Origin of the sequence: Leptospira sp. B5-022, assembly GCF_000347035.1 — a bacterium.
Taxonomy (GTDB): domain Bacteria; phylum Spirochaetota; class Leptospiria; order Leptospirales; family Leptospiraceae; genus Leptospira_B; species Leptospira_B cinconiae.
Map to the genome: position 1 here is coordinate 101,073 of NZ_ANIJ01000023.1, position 17,185 is coordinate 118,257.

The 17,185-nt window shown below is 41.6% G+C and carries 19 protein-coding genes; 12 read left to right on the forward strand and 7 right to left on the reverse strand.

The window, feature by feature from the left end; translation table 11 throughout:
* The first annotated feature begins 19 nt into the window (after window positions 1-19).
* The 6 genes from LEP1GSC192_RS11985 to LEP1GSC192_RS12010 all read left to right on the forward strand — a co-directional run bounded on the left by LEP1GSC192_RS11985 (window position 20) and on the right by LEP1GSC192_RS12010 (window position 5,009).
* A complete protein-coding gene (locus LEP1GSC192_RS11985) occupies window positions 20-1,300 on the forward strand; it encodes a hypothetical protein (protein WP_020770242.1) in 1,281 nt (426 codons plus the stop codon).
* 288 nt (window positions 1,301-1,588) lie between these two features.
* Complete coding sequence (locus tag LEP1GSC192_RS11990) at window positions 1,589-2,359, forward strand: hypothetical protein (protein ID WP_020770206.1); 771 nt, start codon at window positions 1,589-1,591, stop codon at window positions 2,357-2,359.
* A gap of 119 nt (window positions 2,360-2,478) precedes the next feature.
* Complete coding sequence (locus LEP1GSC192_RS11995) at window positions 2,479-2,943, forward strand: GNAT family N-acetyltransferase (RefSeq protein WP_020770257.1); 465 nt, start codon at window positions 2,479-2,481, stop codon at window positions 2,941-2,943.
* Window positions 2,944-3,109: 166 nt separating this feature from the next.
* On the forward strand, window positions 3,110-3,553 hold the full coding sequence (locus tag LEP1GSC192_RS12000; protein WP_008592184.1) for a polymer-forming cytoskeletal protein: 444 nt from the start codon (window positions 3,110-3,112) through the stop codon (window positions 3,551-3,553).
* Window positions 3,554-3,570: 17 nt separating this feature from the next.
* Window positions 3,571-4,545, forward strand: coding sequence for a PdxA family protein (locus LEP1GSC192_RS12005; RefSeq protein ID WP_020770238.1), 975 nt, complete (start codon window positions 3,571-3,573; stop codon window positions 4,543-4,545).
* Complete coding sequence (locus tag LEP1GSC192_RS12010; RefSeq protein WP_020770229.1) at window positions 4,545-5,009, forward strand: hypothetical protein; 465 nt, start codon at window positions 4,545-4,547, stop codon at window positions 5,007-5,009. The genes LEP1GSC192_RS12005 and LEP1GSC192_RS12010 overlap by 1 nt, the downstream gene beginning before the upstream one ends.
* Here LEP1GSC192_RS12010 and LEP1GSC192_RS12015 read toward each other — a convergent pair.
* Window positions 4,984-5,682, reverse strand: a complete 699-nt coding sequence (locus tag LEP1GSC192_RS12015; protein WP_020770210.1) for a metalloregulator ArsR/SmtB family transcription factor — start codon at window positions 5,680-5,682, stop codon at window positions 4,984-4,986. The two genes, LEP1GSC192_RS12010 and LEP1GSC192_RS12015, sit on opposite strands and share 26 nt — an antisense overlap.
* A gap of 72 nt (window positions 5,683-5,754) precedes the next feature.
* Here LEP1GSC192_RS12015 and LEP1GSC192_RS12020 point away from each other — a divergent pair, with 72 nt between their 5' ends.
* Genes LEP1GSC192_RS12020 through LEP1GSC192_RS12040 form a run of 5 tightly spaced genes read left to right on the forward strand, consistent with a single transcriptional unit; the run spans window position 5,755 to window position 9,720 of the window.
* Window positions 5,755-6,327: a class I SAM-dependent methyltransferase gene (locus tag LEP1GSC192_RS12020; protein ID WP_020770226.1), complete on the forward strand. Its 573-nt coding sequence runs from the start codon at window positions 5,755-5,757 to the stop codon at window positions 6,325-6,327.
* A 53-nt stretch (window positions 6,328-6,380) separates the two neighbouring features.
* On the forward strand, window positions 6,381-6,710 hold the full coding sequence (locus LEP1GSC192_RS12025) for a helix-turn-helix transcriptional regulator (protein ID WP_020770236.1): 330 nt from the start codon (window positions 6,381-6,383) through the stop codon (window positions 6,708-6,710).
* Between the two features lie 41 nt (window positions 6,711-6,751).
* Window positions 6,752-7,816 (forward strand): ACR3 family arsenite efflux transporter, encoded by a 1,065-nt coding sequence (arsB, locus tag LEP1GSC192_RS12030; RefSeq protein ID WP_020770180.1) that lies wholly within the window; start codon window positions 6,752-6,754, stop codon window positions 7,814-7,816.
* Window positions 7,813-8,436, forward strand: coding sequence for a phosphotyrosine protein phosphatase (locus LEP1GSC192_RS12035; protein ID WP_020770247.1), 624 nt, complete (start codon window positions 7,813-7,815; stop codon window positions 8,434-8,436). The genes arsB and LEP1GSC192_RS12035 overlap by 4 nt, the downstream gene beginning before the upstream one ends.
* A 21-nt stretch (window positions 8,437-8,457) precedes the next feature.
* On the forward strand, window positions 8,458-9,720 hold the full coding sequence (locus LEP1GSC192_RS12040) for a hypothetical protein (protein ID WP_020770185.1): 1,263 nt from the start codon (window positions 8,458-8,460) through the stop codon (window positions 9,718-9,720).
* A 59-nt stretch (window positions 9,721-9,779) separates the two neighbouring features.
* Here the strand turns inward: LEP1GSC192_RS12040 and LEP1GSC192_RS12045 are convergent, their stop codons facing one another.
* Together LEP1GSC192_RS12045 and LEP1GSC192_RS12050 are read right to left on the reverse strand one after the other, a co-directional pair.
* Entirely contained in the window at window positions 9,780-10,634 is an 855-nt protein-coding gene (locus LEP1GSC192_RS12045) for a sterol desaturase family protein (protein WP_020770182.1), read from the reverse strand.
* 69 nt (window positions 10,635-10,703) lie between these two features.
* Window positions 10,704-11,756 carry an AraC family transcriptional regulator gene (locus LEP1GSC192_RS12050; RefSeq protein ID WP_020770192.1) on the reverse strand — a complete coding sequence of 351 codons (1,053 nt, stop codon included), beginning with the start codon at window positions 11,754-11,756 and terminating at the stop codon, window positions 10,704-10,706.
* A gap of 518 nt (window positions 11,757-12,274) precedes the next feature.
* On the opposite strand from LEP1GSC192_RS12050, the gene LEP1GSC192_RS12055 reads away from it, so the two are divergent.
* Window positions 12,275-13,261 (forward strand): ATP-binding protein, encoded by a 987-nt coding sequence (locus LEP1GSC192_RS12055; protein WP_198289320.1) that lies wholly within the window; start codon window positions 12,275-12,277, stop codon window positions 13,259-13,261.
* Here LEP1GSC192_RS12055 and LEP1GSC192_RS12060 read toward each other — a convergent pair.
* The 4 genes from LEP1GSC192_RS12060 to LEP1GSC192_RS12075 all read right to left on the reverse strand — a co-directional run.
* Window positions 13,258-14,328, reverse strand: a complete 1,071-nt coding sequence (locus LEP1GSC192_RS12060; protein WP_036089947.1) for a chemotaxis response regulator protein-glutamate methylesterase — start codon at window positions 14,326-14,328, stop codon at window positions 13,258-13,260. The genes LEP1GSC192_RS12055 and LEP1GSC192_RS12060 overlap by 4 nt on opposite strands.
* Window positions 14,325-15,134, reverse strand: coding sequence for a protein-glutamate O-methyltransferase CheR (locus LEP1GSC192_RS12065; protein WP_020770259.1), 810 nt, complete (start codon window positions 15,132-15,134; stop codon window positions 14,325-14,327). The genes LEP1GSC192_RS12060 and LEP1GSC192_RS12065 overlap by 4 nt, the downstream gene beginning before the upstream one ends.
* 3 nt (window positions 15,135-15,137) lie before the next feature.
* Complete coding sequence (locus tag LEP1GSC192_RS12070; protein WP_036089950.1) at window positions 15,138-15,653, reverse strand: chemotaxis protein CheW; 516 nt, start codon at window positions 15,651-15,653, stop codon at window positions 15,138-15,140.
* A gap of 12 nt (window positions 15,654-15,665) precedes the next feature.
* The coding region (locus LEP1GSC192_RS12075; protein WP_232421017.1) for a methyl-accepting chemotaxis protein at window positions 15,666-17,185 on the reverse strand (1,520 nt) is incomplete at its 5' end.

The window sequence follows — 17,185 nt, forward strand, 5'->3', positions numbered from 1 at the left end:
ACTCCAAAAAGGAGTCTTTATGCATATATCGGTATCAAATACGGAATGGCCTGAAATAACTTTAAAACATCCGGACTTCGAAAGTAAAAAACTGGATCGAAAACCAGATACGGAAGTCCTGCGACTCAAAACAAAAATATTAGACCATTATAGCGGAAGTATCTTAACACATTTGAGGCCCTCACATTGTTTCAGGGCGGACTTATTCGGAAGATTCGTATTCCATTCTCCCCGTCTGGACTGGATTAGAGAAGACGGGATCACCGAAAGAGAAGAAAAACTTCTCCGCTTGTTCTTCCAAGAATTATTGGATGAGCTAAAAGGGAATCTGGTTTGGGACCCCGAGTTATTTTTCTTATGTTCCGCGTTCTTACTTTGCGAGGACAGAATTCGAGATTACCAGGAATTGGTGGATTCTTTCGGAGAAGAGCTGAAAGAAGCAAAAGAAGGAAGAAGATTATTATACTTCTTAGGCGCAATCCCCGAGTCCGAAAGTTTTCTGAAAGAAGGTCTAGAAAGAAAAGAAAGGATCAGCTATAACCATAAACGACAAGGATTAAACCAAGAAGAGCAGAATGAATTATTCGATCTGGTAATTTCTTCCCAAGAGCCTGATCTGGCAGGACTTGCTTACTTCTATTTTAAGGATAAAAAAGAAGGCATCCGAAATATAAAAGTTTTAGATGCGAGTATTGCGAGAAGGATCGAAGAATTTTCCAGAACGGAAGCGGATTTTTTCTTGGACCAATATTCGCTCCGGCATTCGATCCTGGATAGATTCTTCTTAGTCAAAAAATGTAAACCGAGAGACTTCGTATTTGAATGGGTCGCAGAGGAAAAAAAGAAAAACGGAAGAGAAGAACTAAAAGAAACTCTACGTGATTCCATCCAAGAAGGAAGCGACGACTCCTTATTCGAACGTTATAAGATCTTAAAAGAACAAGGGATGTCCTACACTCTCAGACCGTTCGAACTTTTGGTGCTTTGGAATTCTACCTTGGCAGGAGAATTGGATTCCGAAATGATCGGAGTCCGCGCTCAAACTCCCGGTTCCTATCTAACCCAAAGAGCGATTGCCGTCCAAGAATTTAAGGATAAAAAATTCGAGGCGTTCCGAGAGAGATTGGTCCTGACAGGAAGATTCCAATACTCTCCCGAGATGGTATATCTAAAAGCGATCTCTCTGTTAGAGACGGGTCCAGTGGAAGAAGGTGTTCAGCTTATGGAGTCCTTGGTGTATAAATTCCCGCAGTCCGATTTTTTAAGATTGGTTTTGGACAGGTATAAAAGTAAGAGTTAAGGATTCTGATGTAGGAATTCCAACCTGGGTTTCAAGACAGCCCCCACCCTGCATTGGGATTGGGGGGCGTGGCTTGTGGGAGCGCGCATTTTCCTTATCACAAAATTCTTCCTCTGTCAATAAAATCTTCCTTTTCAAATCCATGTAGGAATTCCTACAAAATCTAAAAAATTCTCTCTCTAAACTCCATGTTCTCTGTGCGAAACTTCCTCTAATTTGAGTGTAAATTGGCTGGAGAATTTCCTTGCCTTAGAACTGTACTTCTTTTACAATTTGCCCTAAGACCCCATGGCCATCACCCAAGAACAGATCCTCGAACTCCAACGTCATCAAAAGATGATCCAGCAATTGGAGAAAATCCAAAGATTGTCCAAAAACGATGAACAGAAGTATCGGGTCTCCCGGGATCTGGAAAAATATCGAAATCGGATGAGGGAGATTTCCCCCGAGGGAATTCCGGATAATCTCGAAACTGCCGCAGAGCAGATCCGTATGTTCCGTGAAAATCCGGACGCCGCTGGCCGCATCTTGGCCAAGTATCCGATCATGAAAATTTCTCCGAATTCTAACGATACGGAAGTGAATCAAATCGGAACCTGGATCAACGTTTTAGATCGGGAGTATCTTCCTATATTAAATGAAACTCATATTCGTTTCGACTTCTCTCACGGGAACGAGAAGGACGGAGTGGTCAAACATATGGAAAATATCCGCCGGAACATTAAGGTTCTAACCGAGACGATCGAAGAATACCAAGCCGCCGAAAAACAGGATTTCAGAGAACAGTTAAGCCGGATGAAAAACAAACAGACCCGTATTTTTATCGCGGAAGCTTTCGAAATGTTCCAAAAGTTTAATGAATTCCTCTCCAAGGTTTTGGGCGAGTTCAAAGCGGGTGGGGGAGTGATCATGAATATAGAAGATCGGATCACTTTTAATTCTCGTTTTGAGAAGGCTACCGAGTTGGAAGGCAAATCTATTCCGGAGGCTTTGGAGGAATTTAGGGAATTCACTGCGGAAGTTTTAGATCGGATCAACGTTCCGAATATCAAACACTAGATCCAAAATTCGTTTGTATCACGCGAAGGAGTAAAGTAAAAAAGATTTTGAACTTTTTATTGGGAGATGTTTACAACTTTGCGGCTTTGTGTGAAATATCTCCGAGCCTCTTGGTATAGATGAATCATACGATCAGAAAACTTTCTTCCGACGAAACCCCTCCTATGGATCTCTTACTTCTTGCAGATCCTGATCAGGAGATCATTCTTTCTTATTTGGATAGATCTTCCGTGTTTTTGATGGAGTCGGAGAAGGGAGAGTTGATCGGAGTCTACCTTCTTCTTCCCACCCGACCACAAACTGTGGAAATCGTGAATATTGCGGTCTCGGAAAAATTCCAAGGCCAAGGATTCGGAAAAAAATTACTCGCTCATGCCTCGGAAACCGCAAGGTCCCAAGGATTTCTAACTTTGGAAATTGGAACGGGCAATTCGAGCATTGCTCAATTGGGCCTCTACCAAAAATCCGGCTTCTCCATTTCTGGGATCGATTTTGGATTTTTTCTCAGGAATTATCCGGATCCAATCTGGGAAAATGGGATCCAGTGCAAGGATATGATCCGATTGAGCCGGCATTTTTCTTAGGATTTTCCGGAAATTCCGGGGCATGAGTTCCTAGAAACTGCTACAGTCCGAGACCGGAGTAAAAACCGTATCGAAACTAAAAAATTCCTTTTCCTATGCCCAGGGGGCCGTTTAGCTTGTGTTTACACCGGATCTATTCGATCCGAGTCTATAGGATTCAGAATTCATGGCACTTGTTAAGAACTCCTCCGAAGTTACAAACTCCACAATCGGCGAAAATTCCTACTTTAACGGAAAATTCTTTATCAACGGATCCTTAAAGATTGATGGAAAGTTCGAAGGAAAATCTCTCCAAGCGGAACAATTGTATATCGGAGCTTCCGGTAAAGTTCGCACAAACATCACTGCTGCCAGCGTTATTATAGAAGGTATCGTAATCGGAAATATCACCGCTCGTAACAGAGTGATGCTTCTTCCTACTTCCAGAATTTTGGGAGATATCCGCACTCCGGAATTGATCATTCAGAATGGAGTGGTGTTGGAAGGACGTTGTATCATTTCCAGCGACCTAAAACATTCCAACAAAGACCATATCGAATTGGAATATGCTAAGGATTCCTTAACCTTAGAAAGACTTTTCGGTAAACAAACAGCAGCTAAGGAAGCTTAGATCTCCGGTTTTCGTCTTTGGTTCCCATCCTTATCACAGAGGGAGACCCTTGTGGGATCGGGCCGGAAATTCTTCAAAAGTCTAGGGAGAAGTTAAACACTCTCTCCCGACAAAGACAGATCCTACTTATTCGTTCTAATTCTTCTCTTTCCTATTCTGATTGGCAGGAAATCAAAGATCCATTTTCCCTTACTTCTCCTGGATTGTATCTTTGGAGAACGAGTTCACTTTCTTCTTCCGAACAAAAATCTTTGGCAATCGGTAAACCGAGTGCGACTTCAGGTAAGGCCGCTTTTTCAAGTTTAGAAGAAGCAGTCCGAATCCAAAAAAAAATCGGCGGTAACTTGATCACTCTTCCTTTGAGTAAAGAATGGGTGATCAAAGCCGGAATAAAAAAATTCACAGGCCATACGGAATATCTGGCTGAGATCTATCGGAAAAAAACCTACATGCTAATGGCAGGTAGAGAACTGAATGTTCTTCCTTTAACCACTCATGTACCTTTGAAGAAAGTTCCTTTCTACTTGAAAAAAATCCATTTAACCAGTTTCATTTCTGCCGTACGATCCGCTCCTATCTCGCAAGGAAAAATTGCATTCTTAGGTTTGAATCCTCATGCAGGAGAAGGTGGTAAGGTGGGAGACGAGGAGAAGAAGATCCTGATGCCGATCATTTCTAAGATGAGAAGGGCAGGATTAGACGTCACGGACCCTATCTCCGCAGACGGTGCGTTCAGCGAAACTTCCCGGGCAAAGTATTCTTTGTTTTTGGCTTGTTACCATGACCAGGGGCTCATCCCTTTTAAGATGTGGGAGGGAAAATTCGGAGTGAATTTGACTTTGGGACTGGATTTTATCCGGGTTTCTCCGGATCACGGAACCGCTTTCGATATCGCGGGTCTCGGAAAAGCGGATCCTGAGAGTTTTCTGCAATGTTTAGAGTGGGTGTCTAAGCCGGTTTCTGCCGAAAATGATCTTAGGAGATCTTATTGATGTTTCTCGCCCAGTCAGGTTCCTTATTACAGCAGATCGTATTTCCCATTTTTTTAATTTGGTTTGTGGGTTTGACATTGGTGCTGATCCGAAACGATATAGAGATCATTTGGAAGATCGCTACCTTTTTCGTATTTGTGTTCTACTTCTTTCAATTTTTTCCCGAGTTAAAAGAAGCGTATGAAAGATTGTCCAAATCTTATCCTTCCGAGATCTTGAGCTGGCTTTACGGTATTCCAAGGGCGATTTACTTTTTCCTATTATTCCTATGGCCGATCGCTGTGGTCCGCATGTATTATACGGCCTCTCCCGTTTTAGCGAATATGACAGCAAGGACTTTGGTGGCAGCGACCTTGGCATATTGGATTTTCTTTTTGGCGTATCATCAATTCACAGGGCAGATCGATGAGTTCTTTAAGACCAAGTTTATCGAGTGGATCACGATCGTTCCGACGGGGAAGTGAAGCCGCCCTTCTTTAACCGAATCCCCTTATTCGCAAATTCCAAAGGACCTTCCGGGATACGATACGCATTGTATCCTTCTGTTCTTAAAATTTTGACTGCTTCTTCCGAGAGGACACAATATTTCCCTCTGCAATAGGCTAAGATCTTTTTACGTTTAGGAAGTTTATCCAGCCTGGATTTTAGTTCTTTAAGAGGAATAGAGATAGAACCAGGCAAATGTCCCGCGTTGTATTCGTTTTCAGGCCTCACGTCGATTAATACAGTATCTTTGGACAATACTCGCTTTAGAAAGTCTTTATAATCTAATCCTTCCGTCTCTTGATCCGGATCGAAGAAGGACTTCATCTCCATTTGGATCTCTGCATTAAATTTATTGCCTGCAGAATAGATTGTATTGAATATTAGGATACCTGCTTCTTCTATTTGATAAAAAATGTTCCTGCCTTCTTTTCTGTCCCGGACAAGTCTTGCTTCCTTTAAGATCTGAAGGTGATGGGACGTCGAAGCGATACTCATTCCGATCTCTTTAGACATTAGATCGACATTTTTTTCCGCTTGGATTAATAGGTCCAATAGTTCGATACGTTTTGGATCGGAAAGTGCCTTTCCGTATTTTGCTAGGGAAGAATAGATAAAATTCTTAAATTCCCGCCCGGTTTTTATAGAGCTCATAGATCCTCAAATATTCAAATAAACATTTGAATATTTGATTGACAAAGTCAAGCTATTTATTCGAATAGGGGCATGAAAGTTAGAGATAGCGGGATGCCCGAGGCGGCTTATTGGGACACCCTTTTCGATGTTCCTTTGATTTTAGAAAGAATGGATTTACTTCTTGTGGAAGGGAATATCATCGAATTTGGTTCCGGATACGGGACTTTCACACTTCCTCTTGCTGAGAAAAATAAAAGCAGTATCCTTGCTTTGGAGATTGAGCCGGAACTTGTACGGGACCTAAAAGAAAAGGCAGAACTTATGGATCATAAGGGGATTTCGGTTTTGGAAAGGGATATTATTTCTTCGGGGACCGGGTTAAAAGAAAACTCTGCGGATTATGTAATGATCTTTAATTTGTTACATTATGAAGATCCTGTTTCTATTTTAAAAGAGGCGTTTCGTATCTTAAAACCGAGAGGAGTTGCCGGAATCGTACATTGGAATTACGATCCGAATACTCCTCGAGGACCAAAGATGGAGATCCGTCCTAAGCCAGAGGATATACATAGGTGGGCAATAGAGGCGGGATTTAAAATCGGATCGGAAAAACCGATCGATCTTCCTCCTTATCATTACGGTTTCATTGCGAAAAAGGAATAGAGATCTAATTTACACTTGTGCTAAATTACGGGGCTCATCTTGAATAGACCATAATGGGAATTACCAAGACAGAGTTATTTAATAAGAGGCAGAATAAGATTGCCTCTTATGCAAAGGCACTAGGGCATCCCGCTCGTATTGCGATCTTGGAGTACGTCCTCAAAAGAAAAGCCTGCATCTGCGGAGACTTGGTCGAAGAACTCGGACTAGCCCAGGCCACGATCTCCCAACATCTAAAAGCATTAAAAGATGTGGGTATTCTGCAAGGGACCATCGAAGGCCCGTCTATATGCTATTGTATCAATAAAAAAACTTGGAATGAGATCGAAGGATATTTCGTTCCTTTTCTTTCTCAGGTCCCCGAAAGCGGAAATTCCTGCTAAAACCTCTTGACATTAATCGTAATATTGCGATTTAACGATTAATGTCTTCTAGTCTCGTTTCCGAAAAAAAATTATCATTTATAGATAAATTCCTGACTATTTGGATTTTTATCGCTATGGGGATAGGGATCTCCCTCTCTATTTGGTTCCCCGGTTTTGTAGTTTGGATCCGAAGTTCGGATTTTGAAGGGACAAATGTCCCGATCGCTATCGGGCTCATTTTTATGATGGTTCCACCTTTGGCTAAGGTGAATTTTGCAAGAATCCCTAAAGCATTCGGACGGATCGATCTGATCCTATATTCTTTATTTTTAAATTGGGTGATCGGTCCCTTGCTAATGTTCGGGTTGGCATTCCTTTTCTTTCCGGAAAATCCGGAATACCGGGTAGGGTTGATTCTGATCGGAATTGCGCGTTGTATTGCGATGGTTTTAGTATGGAACGATCTTGCGGACGGTGATCGTGAGGTCGCTGCAGGGCTTGTCGCTTTAAACAGTATCTTTCAGCTCCTTTTTTACGGGGTTATCGCATATTTTTTTGTAAGCGTTCTTCCCGGGACTTTCGGATTTACGAACTCTTCCATACATATAAGTTATTGGGATATTGTATACAGCGTATTGATCTATTTAGGGATCCCGTTTTTACTGGGCTTGGGAATTAGAAACGCAAGTTTACGCCTCAAAGGAGAAGAATGGACGACTCAAAAATTATTACCATCCATATCTCCCATAACCCTGATCTTTTTACTTTTGACGATAGTCTTCATTTTTAGTCTAAAAGGGGAATCGCTTATAAATATCCCTTGGGACGTTCTTCAAATATCCGCTCCTTTGCTTGTTTATTTTCTTTTAATGTTCTTTCTGAGTTTTGCTTTAGGACTTTTAATAAAAGCGGATTATCCAAGGAACGTGGCGGTTTCCTTTACTGCTGCGGGAAATAATTTCGAATTAGCGATCGCTGTTGCGATCGGGACCTTTGGTATCGCTTCCGGGCAGGCGTTTGTCGGGATTGTTGGACCGCTCGTGGAAATTCCGGTCCTCGTTCTTTTAGTGGAGATCGCGAAAATATTCAGAGAGAAATTTTATGTAAAGGGTAAGACCGCATGAGCGCTCTCTTTAGTCCGATCCAGGATTTTTTAAGCAAAAGAAAAAACGAATACTCATTTATTTCGGAAGAAAGAAAGGAAATATTGCTTCAGTTTGCAAACGAGATTAGAGGATTAAAATTAGATCAGAATTATTGCGAGATGATATTCGTATGCACTCATAATTCCCGTCGAAGTCAAATTGCACAAATGTTTGCATTCGCCTGCGCGGAATATCTTGGACTTTCCGGGATTCGGTCCTATTCAGGAGGAACTGAGGTTACTTCCTTTCATTCAAACTCGGTCCAAGCGCTTGCCAAGATCGGCTTCAGGATAGAAAAGGAACAAGAGACGGAAAATAATCCTAGATACCTTGTCTCTTACAAAGATAACGCTCTTCCTGTCTCGGCATACTCCAAACTTTATTCGGATCCTGCGAATCCTAAGAAGAAATTTATAGCCGTTATGGTTTGTTCTTCTGCAGATGAAGCTTGTCCTTATGTTCCTGGAGCAGGAAAAAGGATCAGTCTCCCGTACTCGGATCCGAAGGAATTCGACGGCACGTCCGAAGTTCTAAAAAAATACGTAGAAACATCTGAAACGATCGCAAGAGAACTTCTTTTCGTAATGGATCATGTCTAAGGATAAAGAGCGGATCTTCGAATGGAAACTAACTTAGCGGAAATACTGAATGAAAAATGTTCTTGTTCTACTTTGAACAAAGAACGCCTGAGTGAAGAAGCGTATAAATTCCCTGTTCCTGAAATAAGGACCCGGGGGATCGAACATTTTTATTCCGAAACACCTTCTTTTATCAATATTTCGGATCAGGAGAAGATCCGCCAAATTTTATTTTCTATTCGGAAGGCCTTACGTTTACCGGCAGTACGAGATCGCATTTTGTCGGATTACGATCCGATCGAAAGAACAAAAGATATTTCGGGAGGGGTCTTTCTTAGTTTGGATTTTCATCAGACAAAGGAAGGTCCTAAGCTCATCGAGATCAACACGAACGCAGGTGGGGCTTATTTACAGTTAAAACTTTTGGAAGCCCAGATCGGATGTTGTAAGGTTGTGGATATCGCCTTGCAGAATGCGGAAGCTCTCCAAACTTTGGAGGAAAAATTTTTTTCCATATTCATGGACGAATGGACTTCCAATGGAAGAACGGGAAGGCCGGGCTTTATCGCTATTGTGGACGAAAATCCATCCGATCAGTTTTTATATCCGGAGTTCTTGTTATTTAGAGACTTATTCAGATCCAAAGGTATCCAATCGGAGATCCTCGGCCCGGAGCAGATCGAACTTATAGGAGAAGAACTTCACTTCGAGGGAAAGAAGATCGATCTGATTTACAATAGATTGACCGATTTTCATTTATCCGATGTTTCGAATTCTAAAATTTTCCAAGCGTGGAAAAATAAAAAAGTAATCCTTACTCCGAGTCCGGTCGATTACGACTTATTCGCACGAAAGACGAACCTTCATGTTCTTTCGGATAACGATTTTCTAATAAAAGCGGGGTTTGATAAGAAGGATTCGGAAATCCTAAAATCATCCGTTCCTGATACGAAAATCGTAAACTTAGGGAATGCGCAAGAACTTTGGGAAAAACGAAAGCATATATTTTTTAAACCTAAAGAAGGTTTTGGCGGTAAGGCCGCTTATTATGGAGGGAAACTTACAAAAGGAAAGTTTTCGGAAATCATAAATGGGGAATACATAAGCCAGGAATTTATTCCTCCATCCGTTCGGGTCACATCCGTCACCGGAGAAGAAAGAGAATTAAAGATGGATATAAGGGCATATATCTATAACGACGAGATTCTACTTTTAGCTAGTCGGTTGTATCAAGGACAGACTACGAATTTTAGGACTCCTGGCGGAGGTTTTTCTCCTTTATATACATTGCCTGAAATCGTATAGATTGGGTTAGGATCCGCCCCGAACCGGGTGCGGATCGATTTCCAGTCGTTTGTATTCGGTTAGATACTCTCCTGCAATTCTCTTCGTTCCGGTTTTCTGTTGGTTATCTCCGCAAAAGTTTTTTCGTATTCCGGATGAACTGTTCCGAATAGATAATCCCAAACTGTAGTATAAAGTCCAAAGTTGTATCGGAAACTTTGGTGGTGCATATCATGGTTCGTATTCGAATTCACCAATTTTAAAACCTTATTCGTACCCATCCAGCTTGGAAAAATTTCGTAACCGCTATGACCTAGGACATTACGTATGATTTGGAAGGTCATAAAGATCATCAAAGCCAGAGGATGGATCGGGAATGACATGGCAACGATGGGCATAATAAGAGAATGGATCAATGCCTCCCAAGGACTGAAAGAATAGGCCGTCCAAGGAGAAGGTGTTACGGAGTCATGGTGTATCTTGTGCACTCTCTTATAGAGCCATCGAGTATGCATTAATCTATGTGTCCAATAGAAGTAAAAGTCCTGGATCACGAAAATTAATATCATACTTAAAATAAGATATCCCCAACCATGATCTTCTATACGTCCGTAAAATTTAAAGTATCCGTATTTTCTAAATAGGAATACGATCAAAGTCACGGAGGTGTATACAAGTACTGAAGAAACAGAATAGAAGAATTCTTTTCTAAACTGAGACGGCTTTGCATTCTTCTCTTGTATCTTCCTATGTTGGAACGGATGTTTCCAAATGTAGAAGACCAAAAACGCCAAGCCGGCGAATAGAACGTATCTTACAAAATCTATTAGGAATATGATTGGGATTTGGGGAACCAAATCCATCATGTATTGAAATAATTGTTTGTGAAAGCACATATTTGATCCTTTGCTCCTGTGTAGGATTTGATGGATCATTAAAACATTTTTCCGGAATTGTATCCGATGGATTCCGGACAATATCTGATCGATTCCGGATTCGATCGGTTATTTTACCTGGTTTTTTTGTTTTCTAAAATCGCTAGGGGTCATTCCTACAATTTCTTTGAATGCTCGGTTGAATGGTGCAAGGGATCCGTAGCCTAGATCCATTGCGATCCTAAGCACTTGAAAATCGTTTTTACTCGGATCTGAAAGTATAAACTTTGCTTCCTGTATCCTGAATTGATTTAGGAATTCGTTGAAGTTCCGATATCCTAGTCCTTTATTGATCAACCTACGGACCTTCTTCTCCGGAACGTTTAACTGTTTGGCCAAGACGGAAATGGTCAGGTTTTCCTGCAGAAATATTTTTTGGACCTTTAAGAGAGAATCCAATTTTTGCAATAGGGTTTCGTCTAAAGGTTCATCGGAAACTTCTTCCGTTTGTATTTCTTCCGTCGGAAAAACGTTGTCTCTAAACTGGAATATCCGAAAGGAAATGAAAAATACCAAGATAAAAATGAAAGAGGAGTTGATCAGATCTAATTGGAGGGAATATCCGGAATCTTTGGTGATCACTTCCATCAGAACGACGGACATACTGTAGATCCCGGTTACCCAGGAGAAGATTACCCTGAATTCTCTTCTTGATTCCAGCAAATCGATATTCTTATCTTTTAAAACTTTTCCTAATGTGAGTAAAATGAGTCCAAGGTAAAATACCTGGGGCATGCTGAACAACACTTTGGCAAAAATGGTGTTTTGGCTTCTTATATCCGAGGCAAGAAAAACATAAAAACAGAATATATTCAGGGAAAGGAATAATACCGCATGCCAGGTTTTTAATTTGAACCCGTCTTCGAAAAGACTTGTTACGAACAGATAAAAGAAGATAGAAACCGAAAAACATCCGGTATGTACCAGGATTAGAATAAACGTATTCGTAGAATGGTCCAACCAAGGACAAATAAAATAAGCGATCAACGAGGAAGTGAATAAACTTCCTAGAATACTACGAGTGCTTAGTTTTACCCTGATGAGGAAGTTCAGGATCAAAAATCCTAACTGAGCGATCGTGGCCGCTTTTAAATAATGGATTAAGTCGGTAGTTTCTAACATTTGTACTAAAAATAGATATTTATCCTAGGGCTCCTTTTAGGAAGGAACACTTTTCAATGAATACACTGTCTTTCAATCTAAAATTCATTCGGCAAGTATTTGTTGGAATTTAAGAAGAGTTGCGATAATTCGTAACTTAAGTAAGCTAATATTTCAGGGAAAGGAAGGCTTTTCGCGGAACAAATCGTCCTATAACGTAGAGAGGACCATCGATGTCGGTTTCCAATACTTCCAATTCGGATTATATATCTTCAGAAAATTTTCTTAGGTCGAAGCTAATACCGATCTTCGATGTCTGGTCTTCCTCTTTTCCGAAGGAAGAGTTTGCGGTCTTTGATCCCGACCTGAGATGTGTATACTTTCGATTACCTTCTTTTCATCATGGGTCCGGGAACGCGGATTTTTTGGGGAAAAAATATTCTGAATTTGGTCCGGATTTTTTGCCAATCGAGGATGATAAATTTTTACACGTCCTAAAAGGAAGCTCTTTTGAAATTGAGAGTAATTTTGGGGATAGAATGTTTCAGATCCGTATCTCTCTTCTTACGTTTCCGGATACCGAAACGAACCTGATCTTTTTGGCATTAAATGAGCTCGCCAACGAAAGAGGCGCAGACATTTCGAATATTACTGATAAACAAATGTCTTTTTTGAAGCGGGAACAATCTTTATACAGGGAGATCATTTCCATATTTAACTGGAGACAAGAGATAGAAGGGAAGGGGGGAAATAGGATTTGGATGCAGCAGGCTCTTCCCAATTTGAATACTTCCTTAATGCAGGGTTCCGGTATAGGAGCTTTAATTACTTCCTTGGGAGCTTTGTTTGAGACAGCTCAGAAAGATGATAAGAATGCAATCGTACCCCTGGCTTTTATGGATCTGCTGGAAGAGAATTTTCAAGTTACGAAAAGACTGATCAAAACGATGGCTGATGCCCAAATCGTTTTTGAAGAAAATTATCTGAACACGGAAGAATTATCCTTAGCCGAAATTTTGAATCTTGTGGACGAGCAAGTGGATTATATGCATGATATGCTTCAGATCAAGAAGCAGAATGTGGTAATGTCCGTTTTGAAAAACTTAGAATCTCAAAAAGTCGTTATCTGCAAAGAAGCTTTAAAAACGATCGTAAGAGAGATTCTCATAAATGGTATGAAATATTCGCCCGATGGTGCGGAGATCATCGTTCTTTATCTTAGGACAGATAACAATTTTATAATGAAATTCATCAATCCTCCGAATTATAAAGAGATAGAGAATTTGGACTGTAAAAATTCCGAAGAGATCGCACTATTCCAACCCTTTTTCAGACTAAAAAAAGCTGTAGATGAAAGATATACCAAAGAGGAATTCGGGATCGGTCTAGGGTTGCCTGTCGTTCGAAAGTTGGCTGAAGATATGAACGCCAGAGTCTATTTTACAGTCACAAAATCTAATATTTACGAAAAAGAAGAACGCGAAGTTTGTATTTCTTTGCAGTTTCCGATGATTGTTCAGCGTTAGAATCGACTTCCGGAATGTCCGGCTTTCGAAAGTATTTCGGAAGCCATTCTTCTTAAGGGAAGTATCGCTTCCGCTGCTCCTAATTCAATTGCTTCCTTAGGCATTCCGAACACTACGGAACTGGATTCATCCTGGGCCACGGTGTGTGCACCGGATCTTTTCATTTCTAATAATCCTCTAGCCCCGTCATCTCCCATTCCTGTCATGATGATCCCTACTGAGTTCTTTCCTACCTGTTGGGAAACCGAACGAAAAAGTACATCCACCGAAGGTCGATGCCGATTGATCGGGGGACCGTCCTTTAGATCCACGTAAAATCTTGCTCCGCTCATTCGAATGGTCATATGTCTGTTTCCCGGAGCGATCACTGCTCTTCCGGGTGGGATCTCGTCGCCTTGTTCGGCTTCCTTTACTCCTACCTGGCAGATGGAATTCAAACGTTTGGCGAATTGTGCGGTGAATTTTTCAGGCATATGTTGTACGATTGCGATCGGAGGGGAAAGAGGGGGAAGTTCCGTAAGGATCGTTTCTAACGCGTTTGTTCCTCCGGTAGAAGTTCCTATGGCGACTAATTTCCATGTGGTATCCGCGGATAATTTATGGTCGATAGGATTTTTAGTTAGTAGAGGTTTGCTAGTATTCGAGATTGCTAATTTGGAAATTCTTGATTGGGAAGCCGCCTGCACAATCCTTAGGAATGTCTCAGCGGATTCCTCCAAAAAACCGCCTACATTCAATTTCGGTTTCGAAATGATATCCACGGCTCCCGAGCTGAAAGCTTCCATCGTGACAGCAGCTCCTTCCTGAGTTAGGGAGGAGCAGATCACTATCGGAGTAGGTCTTTCCGCCATAATTTTTTTTAAAAAGGATATTCCATCCATTCTCGGCATTTCGATATCTAGTACGATTACGTCCGGCCAATAATTTTGCATTTTTTGGAGAGCGAAAATCGGATCCGACGCGGTAAAAATTTCCGAGACATTCGGATCTTTTGTTAAGATCGTAGTTAAATTCTGGCGAACGACTGCGGAGTCGTCCACTATCATTACAGAATAACGTCCGCTCATATTTTTTGATAAACGGAAGTCCGTATTAATTTAAAATTACTTCGAATGCCCGTTAATGATTCAGAGTGACCTATAATAAGGATCGCTCCGGGAGAAAGAATGGATTCGATCATATCTATGATCATTTGTTTTTCTTTCGTTTCGAAATAGATCATTACGTTCCTTAGAAAAACTATGTTCGGTTTGAAACTTCCGGGTAATTTGTCGAGAGTCGTAAGGTTTGCCACTTCGAAACGGATCCTGGATCGGATCTCCTTCGCAAAAGTAAAATACCCGGTGAATTCCTCTTTTCCTTTCAGACAATAACGTTTCAAATAATGTTCCGGTATCTGTTCCGAACCCTGAAGCGGATAAAATCCGTTTCTTGCCTTTTCGATACTATCATTGCAAATATCGGTTCCAAGGATCGACCAATTGTCAGTACCCAATTTGTCCTGCATGATCAATCCGGCGCTATATGCCTCTTCTCCGGTGGAGGCGGCGGCACTCCAGATCCTAGTGGGAGAATTATTCCGATTTTCTAATATACTTTCAAGGAAATTATAATGGGCAGGTTCCCTAAAAAAATGGGTCACATGAGTCGTAATCAGACTAATGAAAATATTTCTCTCTTCTTTATTTAGATCGTCCCTAATTATATTCAGATATTCTCCGTAAGAGTTGCAATTACGGGCTCGAACACGCTTGGATAAACGGCTAGCGATCAGGTTCTTTTTCTTTTCACCCATACGGATGCCCGTATATTTGAAAATTAGGGTCGCAAAGGAAACGAATTCGGATTGGCTTAGGGTAAAGTTCGCATTCATCCTTTATGACCCTGCTGTAGCGAGGTTTTCGATCTCTTCCTCAGTTTTCTCGTATAGGGAGATTACTTCGTTAAAATCAAGCATCATTGCCGGATTGAGAAGTATGATCACCCTGTTCTCGAGTTTTCCTATTCCTCGGATAAAATCGGTCTTGATATTAGCTCCGAAAGCGGGAACCGGATCCACACTTTCCGGGGGTATGGTCGCAACCTCATTCACCGAATCTACTAAAATCCCGGCGATAACCTTATTATCATCATTAGGGATTTCTAAAATGATAATGCAGGTGCGCTTCGTAGGTTCAATGTCGCGGCTCTGGAATAATTTTGCCAGGTCCATTACGGAGACCACGTTCCCTCGAAGATTGATTACCCCGCTAATGAACTTGGATGTTCTGGGGACCCTTGTAGGTTCGCGAAATTCTAAGATCTCCCTTACCTTAAGGATCTCCACTCCAAACTCGTCCTGACCCAGTCGAAAAGTGAGATATTGGTTTGCATTAATTTGCATTGCTCTCATCGGAATATCTCCTTAGAACCTTCCGAACTTCGATTCATTGAAGTCATGGTTTCCGTTTCGGTGTTCTTTTGAACTGCCGGAAGATTTTCCCGCGTATGCCGGCTCGAAAGTGGAACCGGAATAAACTTCGTCTACACCGTTGATTTTGAAATGTTGGACCACCTTCTGCAAACCTTGGGCTTGGGCAGATAACTCTTCCGCCATACTGGACAACTCTTCGGAAGCGGCGGCATTTTGTTGGGTAACACGATCCAATTGGCTCATTGCCGTATTGATTTGTCCCACTCCTTGTTTTTGCTCTCGACTTGCGGCGGAAACTTCTCGGATCAGATCCGAAATTTTAGTGATATTCGGGATGATCTCTTCGATTAAGCTTCCCGCTCTCTCGGCTACGTTCACCGAATTTTTGGCGAAGTGACTGATCTCTCCCGCGTAACTTTGGCTTCTTTCAGCGAGTTTTCTCACCTCGTTGGCTACCACTGCGAATCCCATTCCATGTTCCCCTGCACGAGCCGCTTCGATAGCTGCATTCAATGCAAGAAGGTTGGTTTGATACGCTATATCTTCCACGGAAGTGATCTTTTCGGCGATATCTTTCATGGCTTGGACCGCGAGACGGACGGCTTCTCCACCTTCGTTGGCATGGTTAACCATGCTGGAGGCCATTACTTCAGTCTGTCTTGAATTGTCCGCGTTCTGTTCAATCGTCGCCGTCATTTCTTCGAGAGAAGCGCTTGTTTCTTCTACGTTAGCCGATTGTTCCGTTGCACCTTGACTCATCGTTTGAGAAGTGGCGCTTACTTCTTCGGCTGCGCTTGCAAAAGAAGAAGCGGCTTTTCCTACTTCCGAAATACTTTTGGAAAGTTTGTCGATGGTACTATTTACCGAGTCTCTTAGTTCGCCTAATTTACCTTTATAGTTTCCTTTTACGAATTGGGTAAGATCTCCTTGTTCTAAAGAGGATTGGATATCCATCACCTCATTGATCGGCCCGACTATCGCCTCTAAAGTCGCGTTTACTCCTTCGATAATCCGCTTGAAGTCTCCTTTGTGTTTGGTTGCATCGGCCCTAGTATCTAATTTACCTAATACAGCTGCCTCGGCCAATTCGTTGGCATCCGTTATTAGCCCTTTGATATTTGCGCGTACTTGATCGATTGCTTCGTTGATAAATCTTTTTTTACCGGGAAGTTTTTCGATATCGGCATCCATATTTCCTTCGCCGAATTGTTTGAAACACTCCATCGCTTTTTTCTTAACGGCGATATGAGAGAAGACCATATCATTAATACCATCCGACATGGTTTTGAAGGCGCCTTTGAACTTGGAACTGTCGATCTTAATGTCTATATCTCCGGCTTCATGTTCTTGGGACATTCTGGACATCTCTTCGATCAAACCTTTGATATTCGCTCTGACTTGATCGATTGTCTCGTTTATAAATTGTTTTTTACCGGGAAGTTTTTCGATATCGGCATCCATATTTCCTTCGCCGAATTGTTTGAAACACTCCATCGCTTTTTTCTTAACAG

Coding starts and splice junctions, on each gene's coding strand:
- LEP1GSC192_RS11985 (WP_020770242.1), top strand. CDS start 20: ATGCATATATCGGTATCAAATACGGAATGGCCTGAAATAACTTTAAAA.
- LEP1GSC192_RS11990 (WP_020770206.1), top strand. CDS start 1,589: ATGGCCATCACCCAAGAACAGATCCTCGAACTCCAACGTCATCAAAAG.
- LEP1GSC192_RS11995 (WP_020770257.1), top strand. CDS start 2,479: ATGAATCATACGATCAGAAAACTTTCTTCCGACGAAACCCCTCCTATG.
- LEP1GSC192_RS12000 (WP_008592184.1), top strand. CDS start 3,110: ATGGCACTTGTTAAGAACTCCTCCGAAGTTACAAACTCCACAATCGGC.
- LEP1GSC192_RS12010 (WP_020770229.1), top strand. CDS start 4,545: ATGTTTCTCGCCCAGTCAGGTTCCTTATTACAGCAGATCGTATTTCCC.
- LEP1GSC192_RS12015 (WP_020770210.1), bottom strand. CDS start 5,682: ATGAGCTCTATAAAAACCGGGCGGGAATTTAAGAATTTTATCTATTCT.
- LEP1GSC192_RS12020 (WP_020770226.1), top strand. CDS start 5,755: ATGAAAGTTAGAGATAGCGGGATGCCCGAGGCGGCTTATTGGGACACC.
- LEP1GSC192_RS12025 (WP_020770236.1), top strand. CDS start 6,381: ATGGGAATTACCAAGACAGAGTTATTTAATAAGAGGCAGAATAAGATT.
- arsB (WP_020770180.1), top strand. CDS start 6,752: ATGTCTTCTAGTCTCGTTTCCGAAAAAAAATTATCATTTATAGATAAA.
- LEP1GSC192_RS12035 (WP_020770247.1), top strand. CDS start 7,813: ATGAGCGCTCTCTTTAGTCCGATCCAGGATTTTTTAAGCAAAAGAAAA.
- LEP1GSC192_RS12040 (WP_020770185.1), top strand. CDS start 8,458: ATGGAAACTAACTTAGCGGAAATACTGAATGAAAAATGTTCTTGTTCT.
- LEP1GSC192_RS12045 (WP_020770182.1), bottom strand. CDS start 10,634: ATGATCCATCAAATCCTACACAGGAGCAAAGGATCAAATATGTGCTTT.
- LEP1GSC192_RS12050 (WP_020770192.1), bottom strand. CDS start 11,756: ATGTTAGAAACTACCGACTTAATCCATTATTTAAAAGCGGCCACGATC.
- LEP1GSC192_RS12055 (WP_198289320.1), top strand. CDS start 12,275: ATGTTTCAGATCCGTATCTCTCTTCTTACGTTTCCGGATACCGAAACG.
- LEP1GSC192_RS12060 (WP_036089947.1), bottom strand. CDS start 14,328: ATGAGCGGACGTTATTCTGTAATGATAGTGGACGACTCCGCAGTCGTT.
- LEP1GSC192_RS12065 (WP_020770259.1), bottom strand. CDS start 15,134: ATGAATGCGAACTTTACCCTAAGCCAATCCGAATTCGTTTCCTTTGCG.
- LEP1GSC192_RS12070 (WP_036089950.1), bottom strand. CDS start 15,653: ATGAGAGCAATGCAAATTAATGCAAACCAATATCTCACTTTTCGACTG.